Origin of the sequence: Mycobacterium sp. (genome assembly GCF_032159565.1) — a bacterium.
GTDB lineage: Bacteria > Actinomycetota > Actinomycetes > Mycobacteriales > Mycobacteriaceae > Mycobacterium.
The window spans coordinates 1-13,211 of record NZ_JAVHWR010000046.1 but is presented as its reverse complement, the minus strand read 5'-3'; the positions used below and the strand labels follow the sequence as shown (position 1 = coordinate 13,211).

Here is a 13,211-nt window from a genome sequence, read left to right as displayed (position 1 = left end):
GTGGTGTGCCTACTGGGAGTCACGCCGCTCCTCGCGTTCGCGGGGATAACGCCGCTGCTCGCCTGCTCGGGGTAATGACAGCCCGCCTGGTCCACACCGCCGATCTCGACAACGAGGCCCGCGACGACGCCCGTCGCATGGTCATCGAAGCCTTCGACGGCGGCGAGATCGACTTCACCGATGCCGACTGGGAGCACGCCCTCGGCGGCATGCACGCGCTGATCTGGCATCACGGTGCACTGATCGGCCACGCCGCCGTGGTGCAGCGCCACCTGATCTACCGGAATTCGGCTCTTCGATGCGGCTATGTCGAAGGCGTCGCGGTTCGTGAGGACTGGCGCGGCCGGGGGTTGGCCGGCGCGCTGATGGACGCCGTCGAACAGGTGATCCGCGGCGCCTACCCGCTCGGGGCGCTCAGCGCCTCGGAAGCCGGGCGAGCCTTGTACACCGCGAGAGGCTGGCTGCAGTGGCACGGCCCGACCTCGGTACTGACGCCCGACGGAGTGCGGCGCACTCCCGACGACGACGGTTCGATCTTCGTGCTCCCTCTGGCTTTTGACATGGACACGAGCGAGTCGATCACGTGCGATTGGCGCGACGGCGACGTGTGGTGACGCGCGTAGGTTGGATGAAGTGACGACGCCCAAACCCTTTCAGCCGACACCAGAATCGTTCGACAGGCTCTACCGCGGCGAGCCCGCCGTGGAAGGTGCACCCCGGCCTACGGGAGTGCCGTGGGACATCCGGCAGGCGCAGCCACGACTGATGGAACTCGAGTCGCTCGGCGGCATCGGCGGCGAGGTGCTCGACATCGGCTGCGGCCTTGGCGACAACGCGATCTTTCTCGCGTCGCGCGGACATTCGGTGACCGGTCTCGACGGCTCGCCCACTGCGATCGAGGAGGCCCGAAACCGCGCAGCCCAGGCCGGCGTCTCGCTGACCTTCGGCGTCGCCGACGCGACCGACCTGACCGGCTACGAGGGCCGGTTCGACACCGTCGTCGACAGCGCGCTCTATCACTGCCTCGACGACGACGGCCGCCAGGCCTACGCCGCGAGCCTGTATCGCGCGACGCGACCCGGTGCCCGATGGCACCTGTACTGCTTTTCCGATGGCAACGTCAACGGCCTCGTCGCGCCGATGGGATCGGTGCCTGAGTCAAACCTTCGCGACACGTTGACGGCGAACGGCTGGCGCATCGATTTCCTCGGGCCGACAACGTATTTGGCGAGTGCTTCCGGCTTCGGCACTGAAGACGAGGACTTTCCGCCTGCGATGGCGGAGCAGATGCCTGCTGAGGCACTGGAACAGATGGCCAGCGTCAGGGCGCGGTTCTCCACCATCGCCGACCTCCTCGACGGCGATCGGGTGCACCTGCCGTTCACGGCCGTGCACGCCCACCGGGTCGACTGACGGTGGACCTCACAGACGCCCATCCTGGCCGGTGAGACGAAATTCACGGCGCGGCGAGCGGCGACATGCCTGGGCAATGACCGGTTCATCGCCCGGAAACACGGGCTGCGAACACTGAGCACATGAGTGAGCCCGAATGGGCACCGCTCACCGGATTTCGGGTGGCGGTGACCTCCGCGCGCCGCGCCGACGAGCTGAGCGCTCTGCTGCGCAAGCGCGGGGCCTGCGTGACCAGCGCGGCGGCCATCGAGATGGTGCCGCTGCCCGACGACCACGAGCTGCGTGTTCACACCGAATCGCTGATCGACGTGCCACCCGACATCGTGATAGCGACCACGGGCATCGGGTTCCGTGGCTGGGTCGCCGCAGCCGACGGCTGGGGTCTGGCCAACGAACTGATCACCGCGCTGGGCAAGGCCCGCATTATGTCCCGCGGCCCCAAGGCGACCGGTGCATTGCGCGCCGCGGGACTGCCAGAGGAATGGTCGCCGGAGTCCGAATCGTCACGCGAACTGCTGCACTACCTCCTCGAGGGCGGCATCTGCGGTCAGCGCATCGCGGTTCAACTGCACGGGGCCACCGCGGATTGGGATCCGTTCCCCGAGTTCCTCGACGAGCTGCGTGCCGCAGGCGCCGACGTGGTGCCGATCCGGGTGTACCGGTGGCATCCCGTACCTCGCAACGGTGACTTCGACCAGCTGGTGGCGGGTATCGCCGACGAGAAGTTCGATGCGGTGAGCTTCACCTCCGCTCCCGCGGTCGCGGCGGTGTTGATGCGGGCGCGGGAAATGCAGATCGAAGACCGGGTGCTCACCGCGCTCCGCGTGAACGTGCACGCCATGTGCGTCGGTCCGGTCACGGCCCGCCCACTGGTCCGGCTCGGCGTCCCCACGTCGGCTCCGGAACGGATGCGGCTCGGCGCACTGGCCCGCCACATCACCGACGAGCTGCCGTTGCTGCAGTCGCGCACCTTGCATGTGGCCGGCCACCTGTTGGAGATCCGCGGCACGTGCGTCCTGGTCGACGGCGCGGTCAAGGAGTTGTCCCCGGCGGCGATGGCGACGATCCGGGCGCTCGCCAATCGGCCAGGCGCCGTCGTGAGCCGGGCAGATCTGCTTCGCGCCCTTCCCGGCACGGGCACCGACACCCATGCGGTGGAGACCGCCGTGCTACGGCTGCGGACGGCGCTGGGCGACAAGAACATCGTTTCGACTGTGGTCAAGCGTGGCTACCGTCTGGCCGTCGATGAACCCCTTGCGCAGGCTCGGTGAGTCTTCTGCTGGTGGCCCACGGCACACGCAAGCCGGAGGGCGTCACGATGATAGGAGAGTTGGCCGAACGCGTCTCCGGGCTGCTCGACCGGCAGGTGAAGGTGGCGTTCGTGGACGTCATCGGGCCGACGCCGCGGGAAGCGCTCAGCGCGTCGACCATAGTGGTTCCCGCCTTCCTCGCCCGTGGCTATCACGTGAATGTCGACATCCCCGCGCATGTCACGGCCAGCGGCCACACCGACGCGGTGATCACACCGCCGCTCGGGCCGAGCCACCAGATTGTCCGGACGCTGACCCATCGACTCGTCGAAGGCGGCTGGCGACAAGGTGATTCGGTGGTGCTGGCGGCAGCGGGTACCTCGGATGCGACCGCACAGCGCGATCTGCACACCACCGCGGCGTGGCTCTCGGCGATGATCGGTTCGCGCGTCGAGCTGGCATTCGCGGCCACCGGGGCACCGCGGGTGGCCGACTGTGTGGCCGGGTTGCGCCGGCGCGGCTCGCACCGCGTCGTCGTGGCGTCATACCTGCTTTCCGATGGCCTGTTTCAGGACCGTCTGCGGATGAGTGGCGCCGACGTGGTCACCGAGCCGCTTGGCACCCACCCCGGGATGGCCAGACTGATCGCCAGCAGGTTCCGCCGAACACGCTGATTGACGGTGCCGAGTTCGGGTACCTCGCAGCGATGAACGTTCACCGGATTTTGCAGAGTGTGGAGGCGGTCGAGGCGCTCGATGGCCCCGCGGACCGTAGCGCCGCAGTGGCAGGTCGGCTGGTCGGCAGCGGTAGGTTCGCGTCACTTGTCCGCGGCTCGTGGCTCGGGCACCCGGTCCATCCGCTGCTTGTCATGCTTCCGCTCGGCGCCTGGATCAGCTCCGCCGTCTTCGACGTCGGCTTCGGCGACCGGACCGCCGCCCGGCGGCTGGTCGGGCTCGGGCTGGTCGCGACGCCGCCGGCCATCATCGCCGGCTGGGCCGACTACGCGCTTCTGACGAAGCGCCAACGGCGGGTCGGCATCGTGCACGCCGCGAGCAACGCGATCGGAGTGGCGTTTTTCGCGTTGTCGTATCGGGCGCGGCGGCGTGAACGGCACCGCACCGCGACATGGCTCAGCGTGCTGGGGTTGCTGACGGTCGGCGTTGGCGGCGCCCTCGGCGGGCACTTGTCGTATGCGCAGGGCGCGGGCATGTATCGCTGGCAAACCGCCCGCGCGATCGGGCATCTCGAACTGGCCGAGCGTGCTCGGGCCGCCGCTTAGATACGGTTACGCCGCGAGCAGGCGGTCGCCGCGCAGTTCGGCGTCGACGCACATTCTGGCGGCCGCCTCGATCGACTCGCTGTGCCGCTTGGACACCTTCACCAGCTGAGCGACGGCTTGGCCTGCGTCGAGGCCGAACCGCTCCATGAGCAGCGAAGTCGCGTCGTGGATGACATCCGTCCGCCCATACCTTCGTACGGATCGCCTGGGCCTTGCGGCGATGCGATTCTGGGACATGCGTATGGTTACCACGAAAAACGCAGGGGCAAACCGCGGCATCCGCTAGCCGCAGATTTCGACGAAGCCGTCCGCGGTGATCCTGGTCTCGTAGACCTGCACGGCACGGCCCGGATCGTCGAGACAGCTGCCGTCGTCGAGAGCGAACGCCTGCTTCTTGATCGGCGACTGCACCGTGGCCCGGCCACTGCGGTCGCCGACGATTCCGCGGGACATCACCGCGGCACCCGAGAACGGGTCGATGTTGCCGACCGCGTGCACGGTGCCGTCGTCGAGCCGAAAAAGCGCGGCCTGTCCGCCGCCGGGCAGCAGGACTCCGACGCCGCGGCAGGGGATCAGCCGGTCGTATGCGCACGCCGTCGTCCACACACCGATGTCGTTGAGCAGAGACATTTTTCGGTTACCTCCGAATGTTCGGCATGCCCATGTAGGTTGTGCTGCTCGCGTGCGGCTCGGGCACAATGCGACCGTCACGCTTGGTGAACGTCACTGTTGGATCGGGTGCATCGGGCGCGTTGACGAACGAGACGAACCGCGACAACTTCTCCGGGTCCTCCAGCACGCCCTTCCATTCGCACGCATAGCCCGCGACGTGGCGTGCCATCGCTTCTTCGAACTCCTCGGCCAGCCCCAGCGAGTCGTTGCACACCACGTCGCGCAGGTGGTCGAGCCCGCCGTCGAGTTGGTCGAGCCACGGTGCGGTGCGCTGCAACCGGTCGGCCGTGCGGATATAGAACATCAGGAAGCGATCGATGTAGCGGACCAGGGTGTCGTCGTCGAGGTCTCCCACGAGCAGCTGTGCGTGTTTGGGGGTCATGCCGCCGTTGCCGCCGACGTAGAGGTTCCAGCCGTTCTCGGTGGCGATGACGCCGACGTCCTTGCTGCGGGCCTCGGCGCACTCACGGGCACAGCCCGAGACGCCCATTTTGATCTTGTGCGGGGCCCGCAGGCCGCGGTAACGGAGTTCGAGGTTGATCGCCATCTGCACCGAATCCTGTTGCCCGTAGCGGCACCAGTCACTGCCGACACAGCTTTTCACTGTGCGCAGCGCCTTGCCGTAGGCGTGGCCGGACTCCATCCCGCCCTCGACGAGGCGGCGCCAGATCTCGGGCAGCTGGTCGACCCTGGCGCCGAACATGTCGATGCGCTGTCCGCCGGTGATCTTGGTGTACAAGTCGAAATCCCGCGCGATCTCGCCGATCAGGATCAGCTGCTGGGGCGTGACGTCGCCACCGGGCACCCGCGGCACGATCGAGTAGCTGCCGTTGCGCTGGATGTTGGCCAGGAAGTGGTCGTTGCTGTCCTGCAGCGAGGCCTGCTCGCCGTCGAGAATGTGCTCCGAGCTCGTCGACGCCAGGATCGACGCAACAACGGGTTTGCATATGTCGCAACCCTTCCCGGTCCCGAACCGCTCGATCAGCCCGGAAAAGGTTCTGATCGACGTCACGGAGACGATCTCGTACAGCTCTGCCCTCGACTGGCTGAAGTGCTCGCACAGCGCGGTGGACTGTTCGACGCCCTCAGCCTCCAGCAACTGCTTGAGCAGCGGAACACACGACCCACATGAGGTGCCCGCCTGTGTGCACTTCTTCAGGTCGGCTACGTCGCCGCAGCCACTTGCGATGGCGTCGGTGAGATCGCCCTTCGTGACGTTGTTGCAGGAGCAGATCTGGGCGCCCGCAGGCAGTGCGCCGACGCCCAAAGTCCCACCGGCGATGTCAGATCCGGCAGGAGCTATCAGCGCGAGCGGATCGCCTGGCAACGGTTCGCCGACCATCGGCCGCAGAATGCCGTACGCCGACGCATCGCCGACCAGGATTCCGCCCAGCAGCGTCCTGGCGTCGTCGGAGAGCACCAGCTTGGCGTACGTCTGGTTGACGGCGTCATTGACCACCACCTCGAGGCAGTCCGGGGTGGCGGCCATCGCATCGCCGAAGCTGGCCACGTCGACGCCGAGCAGTTTGAGCTTGCTGGACATGTCGGCCTCGGGAAACTCCGCGGCACCGCCGAGCAGACGGTCCGCGACGACCTCTGCGCTGGTATAGCCGGGGCCGACGAGACCGTAGCACCGGCCATCGATCGCGGCCACTTCACCGACCGCATAGATGCTGCAATCTCTTGTGGCGCAGGAGAGATCGGTGAGTACGCCGCCGCGCTCGGCGATCTCGAGACCGGCTTCGCGGGCCAGCTCGTCGCGCGGACGCACGCCCGCCGCAAAGATCACCAAACCGGACTCGACGACGGTGCCGTCACTCAGCGTGACCAGGACCGATCCCCGCTCGCCGGACTCGACCGACGACGTGCCGACGCCGACGTGGACGTCGATGCCCAGCTCGGTGATCATCCGGCTCAGCAGCGCACCGGCCGCCTCGTCGAGCTGCTGCGCCATCAGGCGAGGCGCCATCTCGACTACGTGGGCGTGCAATCCGAACGCGCGCAACGCATTGGCGGCTTCGAGTCCGAGCAGGCCGCCGCCGACGACCACTCCGGTCGGTGCATGGCCCGCCGCGAGCGCGGCCATCGCGTCGGCGCGGATCGCATCGAGATCGTCGAGCGTGCGGTAGACGTGGCAGCCCGGCAGGTCGTGGCCGGGGACCGGCGGAACGAAGGCGTAGGAGCCGGTGGCGAGCACGAGCGCGTCGTAGTCCACCCGCTCGCCGGTGGCGGTGACGACAGCCCTGGCCACGCGGTCGATACCGATTACGCGAACGCCCAGCCGCAACCGGACCTGGCCGTCGCCCGCGTAGTCATTGCCGGGCAGCGCAAGTCGTTTTCGGTCCCAGTGCTCGGTGTACCCGGTCAGGCCGACCCGGTCATACGCGCCGTCGGCCTCCTCGGCGAGCACGGTGATCCGCCACGTCGCCTCGGTGTCACGGGCGCGCATGGCCTCCACGAACCGGTGGCCGACCATTCCGTGCCCGACCACGACGACGTGGCGGGCATGCGTTGAATCTGACGACATGACGCGAGGCTAGGCAGCTGATATTGCCGCGATGTCGCCTCGTGTGACGCGCCCATCACGGTGTTCTCACCGCGGCTACTCCAGGTTGGTGAGGGCGTCCGAGGTGTAGAACTCGCCCCGGATCTGGCCGTCATCCGGCGGTCCCTCGACGAACACCCACGCTTTGGTGGTGCCCGAACGCACGGCATCGCGCAGCGTCACCGCACCCGTTCCGTTGCCGTCGGTGTTCAGCACACCGCTCACGACGCCCGGGTCGCCGGCGTTGCATTTCTGCGACCCCGGTCGGGGACCCTGAATCAGCCGCACCTGATAGGGGGTATTCGGCCTGCCGATGGCAAGGCGCACATCGGCGGTCACCGTGTCGGTGCCCCCGGTGCCAATGAACACGTGGCCCGAACCGAAGCCAGTCGCGTTGACGTAGGCGGATGGGGTGAAATCGCACGACCTGTAGACGGAGCTGAGCGGGACCATCCCGCCGTCGGCAACCTCCGCCGAAGCCGAACCAGTTCCCAACCCGACCACTCCAAGCCCGGCCACAGCGACTGCCATGAAGCGCGTCGACATAGTCATTCCGCCAGCTTACGGCGGCGGCGGTTGCAGCGTCGCCGTCTCGGTGACGGTGCCCGAATTCGGGGTGCCCACGGTCGTCGGCGTCGGCGTCCCACCGTCATCGGGCGGCGGACCGGCAGGCGGCAGGTTCTGGTCGCTGGTCTGCGCGCTCGGCCTGGTGTAACTGGTCGTCGTCGTGGTCGACGTCGTGTAGGTGCTCGACGGCGTGCTGCTCGATGGCGGGACGAACGTGTCGGGCGGTGCCGACGAATCGTCGGAGGTCCGCATGACCGCGAAGATCAGCACCACGATCAGGAGCACCGCGGCCGCGCCTGCGGCGAATATCGTCCCTGACCGAGTGGACCAGTGCGCGGGATCATGATCATGAGGGACGCCGGAATGCTAGCCGCCGCCGTCCAACGGCCGCTTCATCTCCAGCGCTCGAGGAGCTCGTTGGCACGCGCCGAGAGCGCCGCCTGCAGAAAGGGGCCGAAGCTGATCCGTCCGACACCGAGCGGGCCGAAGGACGCGGGATCCGACTGGTCGGGCATCGCGATGGCGTTGACCGGGAGCCGCAGTTCGGAAGTCAAGCGCCGCAATGTATCCGGGTCATGACGCCCGACCGGATACAACACGTCGGCACCCGCATCGGCCGCTTCGATCAGCCGTGCAACGGCGCGGTCGACGCGGTCGGACTCGTCGCCGTCCCGGCGAAGGAAGAGATCGGTGCGCGCGTTGATCACCACGTGCACGCCTGCGCCGTCGGCGGCGGCCCGCAGCGCGCGAACGAGTTCGGCATGCTCGGCCGACGACCGCAGCCGCCCACCCTCCTTGTGCACCGTGTCCTCGATGTTCAACCCCACCGCCCCGGCGCCGAGCAGGCCGTCGATCAGCCGCGTGGGTGCCTCGCCGTAGCCGGATTCGATGTCGACCGACACCGGGACGTCGACCGCGTCGGTGATCTGCGACACGCGGGTGACGACGTCGTCGAATGTCATGACCTCACCGTCGGCCTTGCCGATCGAGTCGGCGAGCGGGTGGCTGCCGACGGTCAGCGCCGAGAAGCCGGCGTCGACCGCGAGCTTCGCCGACCACGCGTCCCACACCGTCGGCAGCACCACGGGCTTGCCGGGCCGGTGCAATTCGAGCAGGGCGGCTGCCCGCTCCTGGAGGACCTGCGTATCCGTCATGTCGCCCTTCCGCCGTGCACGTGACCGGTCTCACGCCCTATCACCATGATGTAGCTAGCATCGACTGTCGTACTGTGATTCGAGACACCCTTCAGCCCAAGGAGGTCTGATGTCGAGCGCTACCGAATTTGCCGAACTGCACGAGCTCATCGGTGGACTCCGCCGGTGCGTGACTTCGCTGGCGTCGCGATACGGGGACACCCCCGCCATGCGGCGCATCGTCAACGACGCCGAACGGATCCTCAACGACATCGACCGACTCGATATCGACGCCGAGGAGTTAGAACTCACCCGCGGAGTAACCCGTCACCGTCACTCCGCAGAGCGGATCGCGATCCCGGACACCCAGTACGACTCCGACTTCTGGCGGGACGTCGACGACGAGGGTGTCGGGGGTCACAGCAGGGGCTGAATTAGGCTTCGTCCCACTGCGGAGCACCGAACCGGAGAGGCTTGGAAAACTGAAGTGAGCGCACCCACCGCCGACCGTAAGGCCACCGGCGTCTTCTCGCCGACACGCGCCGAGATTCCCCAGCGCACCCTGCGAACGGACCGGTGGTGGCAGTCGCCGCTCATCGTCGACCTCGGCTTCGCCGCATTCGTGATCTACGCGACCGTGCGAGCATTTCTGCAGAACAATTACTACGTCGAGGCGTACCACTACCTGACGCCGTTCTACTCGCCCTGCATCAGCAAGGGCTGTGTGCCGGAGGCCAGCCACTTCTGGCCGCAGATCCTGCCGGACGTGTGGTGGCTGCCCTTCGCCGCGTTGTCGTTGCCGTTCCTGTTGCTGTTCCGGCTGACCTGTTACTACTACCGCGGTGCCTACTACCGATCGGTGTGGCAGTCCCCCACCGCGTGCGCGGTGGCCGAACCCCACGCGAAATACACCGGCGAAACGCGCTTCCCGCTGATCATCCAGAACACCCACCGGTACTTCTTCTATATCGCCGGCATCATCTCGGTGATCAACACCTACGACGCGGTCATCGCCTTCCACTCCGAAGACGGGCCCGGCGGATTCGGGTTCGGCCTGGGCAACGTGATCCTGGTCGTCAACGTCGTCATGCTGTGGGTCTACACGTTGTCCTGCCACTCGTGCAGGCACATCGCGGGCGGCCGTCTCAAGCACTTCTCCAAACATCCTGTTCGCTACTGGATGTGGACCCAGATCAGCAGGCTCAACACCCGGCACAAGCTGTACGCCTGGGTCACGCTGGGCACCCTGATGCTGACCGACTTCTACGTCATGCTGGTGGCCAGCGGCACCATCTCCGACCTGAGATTCATTGGTTAGCAAGCTAATTCACAAAGTAATTTTCGACAGACGAGTGAGGTTTGATGGTTGAGCTGGAACGGCACCAATACGACGTTGTCGTGATCGGTGCCGGCGGCGCAGGTTTGCGTGCGGTGATCGAGGCACGCGAGCGGGGCCTGAAGGTAGCGGTGGTGACCAAGTCGCTGTTCGGCAAGGCGCACACCGTGATGGCCGAGGGCGGTTGTGCCGCGGCGATGCGCAACGTCAACACCAAGGACTCCTGGCAGGTGCACTTCGGTGACACCATGCGGGGCGGCAAGTTTCTGAACAACTGGCGGATGGCCGAACTGCACGCGCAGGAAGCCCCCGACCGGGTATGGGAACTGGAGACCTACGGTGCGCTGTTCGACCGCACCAAGGACGGCAAGATCAGCCAGCGCAACTTCGGCGGTCACACCTATCCCCGGCTGGCCCACGTCGGCGACCGCACCGGCCTGGAGATCATCCGCACCCTGCAGCAGAAGATCGTCTCGCTGCAGCAGGAGGACAAGAAGGAACTCGGCGACTACGACGCCCGCATCCGGGTCTTCCACGAATGTTCGATCACCGATCTGATCTTGGACGAGCACGCCGGCGGGAAAAGAGTGGCCGGTGCGTTCGGCTACTACCGCGAGACCGGCAAGTTCGTCCTGTTCGAAGCGCCCGCGGTCGTGCTGGCCACCGGTGGCATCGGCAAGTCGTTCAAGGTGTCGTCGAACTCCTGGGAGTACACCGGCGACGGCCACGCGCTGGCGCTGCGTGCGGGCTCGGGCCTGATCAACATGGAGTTCATCCAGTTCCACCCGACCGGCATGGTCTGGCCGCTTTCGGTGAAGGGCATCCTCGTCACCGAGGGCGTCCGCGGCGACGGCGGAGTTCTGAAGAACTCCGAGGGCAAGCGCTTCATGTTCGACTACATCCCCGACGTGTTCAAGGGGCAGTACGCCGAGACCGAGGAAGAAGCCGACCAGTGGCTCAAGGACAACGACTCCGCACGCCGCACCCCTGACCTGCTCCCCCGCGACGAGGTGGCCCGCGCCATCAACGAAGAGGTCAAGGCGGGCCGCGGCACCCCGCACGGCGGCGTCTACCTCGACATCGCCTCCCGTATGCCCGCCGAGGAGATCAAGCGCCGGCTGCCATCGATGTACCACCAGTTCATCGAGCTGGCCGAGGTCGACATCACCAAGGACGAGATGGAGGTCGGCCCGACCTGCCACTACGTGATGGGCGGAGTCGAGGTCGACCCCGACTCCGGCGGGGCGGCGACGCCCGGTCTGTTCGCCGCGGGCGAGTGCTCCGGCGGCATGCACGGCAGCAACCGGCTCGGCGGTAACTCGCTGTCGGACCTGCTGGTGTTCGGCCGCCGCGCCGGGCTCGGCGCCGCCGATTACGTGCGCGCGTTGCCAGACCGGCCGAAGGTGTCCGAGCAGTCCCTCGAAGCCGCGACGACGCTGGCGCTGGACCCGTTCGAGCCCAAGGACAATCCGGAGAATCCGTACACGCTGCACGCGGAACTCCAGCAGTCGATGAACGACCTCGCCGGCATTATCCGCAAGGAAGCGGAGCTCGAAGAGGTCCTCGGCAAGATCGACGAGCTCAAGCGGCGCTACGCGAACGTCGTCGTCGAGGGCGGTCGCATCTTCAACCCCGGCTGGCACCTGGCCATCGATATGCGCAACATGCTGCTCGTCAGCGAATGCGTGGCCAAGGCGGCGCTGCAACGCACCGAAAGCCGCGGCGGCCACACCCGCGACGACCATCCGAAGATGGACGCCAAATGGCGCAACACACTGCTGGTGTGCCGCACCGTGACCGACGGTGCCGGCACCGAAGCCGTCGTGCCCGACGTGACCGTCACCCCCGAGCAACAGCCGGCGATGCGGCCCGATCTGCTGGCCACGTTCGAACTGTCCGAGCTCGAGAAGTACTACACCGACGATCAAATCGCCGAGCACCCTGACCGGAAGGGCTGAAAATGGCTGCTTATGACGCGAAACTCCGAGTCTGGCGCGGCGACCCGAGCGGTGGCGAACTGCAGGACTACACCGTCGAGGTCAACGACGGCGAGGTGGTGCTCGACATCATCCATCGGCTGCAGGCCACGCAGGCGGGCGATCTCGCCGTCCGCTGGAATTGCAAGGCCGGCAAATGCGGGTCCTGCTCGGCGGAGATCAACGGCCGGCCACGCCTGTTGTGCATGACGCGCATGTCGACGTTCGGCGAGGACGAGGTCGTCACGGTGACGCCCATGCGAACGTTCCCGGTGATGCGCGACCTGGTCACCGACGTGTCCTTCAATTACGAGAAGGCCAGGGAGATACCGTCTTTCACGCCGCCCAAGGATCTGCAGCCCGGTGAGTACCGGATGCAGCAGGAGGATGTGAACCGGTCCCAGGAATTCCGTAAGTGCATCGAGTGCTTCCTGTGCCAGAACGTGTGCCACGTCAACCGTGACCACGAGGAGAACAAGCTCGCGTTCTCGGGACCGCGCTTTCTGATGCGGCAGGCCGAGCTGGACATGCACCCGCTGGACGTCAAGAAGAATCGCGCCGAGCAGGCGCAGGACGAGAACGGCCTCGGCTACTGCAACATCACCAAGTGCTGCACCGAGGTGTGCCCCGAGCACATCAAGATCACCGACAACGCGCTGATCCCGATGAAGGAACGTGCGGCCGACCGCAAGTACGATCCAGTGGTCTGGTTGGGCAACAAGCTGTTCCGGCGATGAGCGCTTGCGCGAAGAGCAGCAGACGGAGGAGCTAGTTCCTTGGGTGAGACGTCCCGCACGGTTGTCCGTTCCGCCGCGACGGAGAACAGCTATGCCGTCGCGGGCTCGATATCGACGTCGGACAGCGCGGTCGTCGCCGGGTCGGTCGCCACGCGCGGCAGCGCCGTCGTCGCCGGGTCCATCGCCACCGCGGGCAGTGCAGGCGTCGTCGGGTCCATCGCCACCGCGGGCAGCGCGGCCGTCGCCCGCTCGATCGCGACGTCCGGCAGTGCCGCCGTCGCCGGGTCCATCGCCACCGCAGCC

15 protein-coding genes and 1 pseudogene are annotated in these 13,211 nt (G+C 66.9%); 9 read left to right on the top strand and 7 right to left on the bottom strand.

The features are described from left to right. Window positions 1-74 precede the first annotated feature (74 nt). The 5 genes from QOC76_RS06005 to QOC76_RS05985 all read left to right on the top strand — a co-directional run bounded on the left by QOC76_RS06005 (window position 75) and on the right by QOC76_RS05985 (window position 3,942). On the top strand, window positions 75-614 hold the full coding sequence (locus QOC76_RS06005) for a GNAT family N-acetyltransferase (RefSeq protein ID WP_526355197.1): 540 nt from the start codon (window positions 75-77) through the stop codon (window positions 612-614). A gap of 19 nt (window positions 615-633) precedes the next feature. After that, complete coding sequence (locus QOC76_RS06000; protein ID WP_526355195.1) at window positions 634-1,413, top strand: class I SAM-dependent methyltransferase; 780 nt, start codon at window positions 634-636, stop codon at window positions 1,411-1,413. Between the two features lie 122 nt (window positions 1,414-1,535). Then, window positions 1,536-2,684, top strand: coding sequence for a uroporphyrinogen-III synthase (locus tag QOC76_RS05995; protein ID WP_526355192.1), 1,149 nt, complete (start codon window positions 1,536-1,538; stop codon window positions 2,682-2,684). Next, window positions 2,681-3,337, top strand: coding sequence for a sirohydrochlorin chelatase (locus QOC76_RS05990; protein ID WP_526355190.1), 657 nt, complete (start codon window positions 2,681-2,683; stop codon window positions 3,335-3,337). Before QOC76_RS05995 ends, QOC76_RS05990 begins: the two co-directional genes overlap by 4 nt. 32 nt (window positions 3,338-3,369) lie before the next feature. Beyond that, window positions 3,370-3,942 (top strand): DUF2231 domain-containing protein, encoded by a 573-nt coding sequence (locus tag QOC76_RS05985; protein WP_526355188.1) that lies wholly within the window; start codon window positions 3,370-3,372, stop codon window positions 3,940-3,942. Between the two features lie 6 nt (window positions 3,943-3,948). Here the strand turns inward: QOC76_RS05985 and QOC76_RS05980 are convergent, their stop codons facing one another. The 6 genes from QOC76_RS05980 to QOC76_RS05955 form a co-directional block, all read right to left on the bottom strand. Further along, window positions 3,949-4,179, bottom strand: a complete 231-nt coding sequence (locus tag QOC76_RS05980) for an ANTAR domain-containing protein (RefSeq protein WP_526355186.1) — start codon at window positions 4,177-4,179, stop codon at window positions 3,949-3,951. A gap of 45 nt (window positions 4,180-4,224) precedes the next feature. After that, complete coding sequence (gene nirD / locus QOC76_RS05975) at window positions 4,225-4,572, bottom strand: nitrite reductase small subunit NirD (RefSeq protein ID WP_526355184.1); 348 nt, start codon at window positions 4,570-4,572, stop codon at window positions 4,225-4,227. A gap of 7 nt (window positions 4,573-4,579) precedes the next feature. Further along, window positions 4,580-7,141 carry a nitrite reductase large subunit NirB gene (gene nirB / locus QOC76_RS05970; RefSeq protein WP_526355182.1) on the bottom strand — a complete coding sequence of 854 codons (2,562 nt, stop codon included), beginning with the start codon at window positions 7,139-7,141 and terminating at the stop codon, window positions 4,580-4,582. Between the two features lie 75 nt (window positions 7,142-7,216). Continuing rightward, the gene (locus tag QOC76_RS05965) at window positions 7,217-7,711 is read right to left on the bottom strand and encodes a hypothetical protein (RefSeq protein WP_526355180.1); all 495 of its coding nucleotides are present in this window, start codon (window positions 7,709-7,711) and stop codon (window positions 7,217-7,219) included. 9 nt (window positions 7,712-7,720) lie between these two features. Continuing rightward, window positions 7,721-8,011 (bottom strand): hypothetical protein, encoded by a 291-nt coding sequence (locus QOC76_RS05960; protein ID WP_526355178.1) that lies wholly within the window; start codon window positions 8,009-8,011, stop codon window positions 7,721-7,723. A gap of 107 nt (window positions 8,012-8,118) precedes the next feature. Further along, the gene (locus QOC76_RS05955) at window positions 8,119-8,880 is read right to left on the bottom strand and encodes an isocitrate lyase/PEP mutase family protein (protein ID WP_526355176.1); all 762 of its coding nucleotides are present in this window, start codon (window positions 8,878-8,880) and stop codon (window positions 8,119-8,121) included. Between the two features lie 109 nt (window positions 8,881-8,989). Between QOC76_RS05955 and QOC76_RS05950 the strand changes: the two genes are divergently transcribed. Genes QOC76_RS05950 through QOC76_RS05935 form a run of 4 tightly spaced genes read left to right on the top strand, consistent with a single transcriptional unit; the run spans window position 8,990 to window position 12,908 of the window. Continuing rightward, window positions 8,990-9,292, top strand: a complete 303-nt coding sequence (locus tag QOC76_RS05950; protein WP_526355174.1) for an Rv0250c family protein — start codon at window positions 8,990-8,992, stop codon at window positions 9,290-9,292. A gap of 54 nt (window positions 9,293-9,346) precedes the next feature. Then, window positions 9,347-10,177 (top strand): succinate dehydrogenase subunit SdhC, encoded by an 831-nt coding sequence (sdhC, locus tag QOC76_RS05945; RefSeq protein WP_526355172.1) that lies wholly within the window; start codon window positions 9,347-9,349, stop codon window positions 10,175-10,177. Window positions 10,178-10,221: 44 nt separating this feature from the next. Beyond that, on the top strand, window positions 10,222-12,153 hold the full coding sequence (locus QOC76_RS05940; protein WP_526355170.1) for a fumarate reductase/succinate dehydrogenase flavoprotein subunit: 1,932 nt from the start codon (window positions 10,222-10,224) through the stop codon (window positions 12,151-12,153). A 2-nt stretch (window positions 12,154-12,155) separates the two neighbouring features. Next, complete coding sequence (locus QOC76_RS05935; protein ID WP_526355168.1) at window positions 12,156-12,908, top strand: succinate dehydrogenase/fumarate reductase iron-sulfur subunit; 753 nt, start codon at window positions 12,156-12,158, stop codon at window positions 12,906-12,908. Between the two features lie 89 nt (window positions 12,909-12,997). On the opposite strand, the pseudogene QOC76_RS05930 reads toward QOC76_RS05935, so the two are convergent. Next, window positions 12,998-13,211, bottom strand: a pseudogene (locus QOC76_RS05930) (hypothetical protein); the annotation flags it as partial.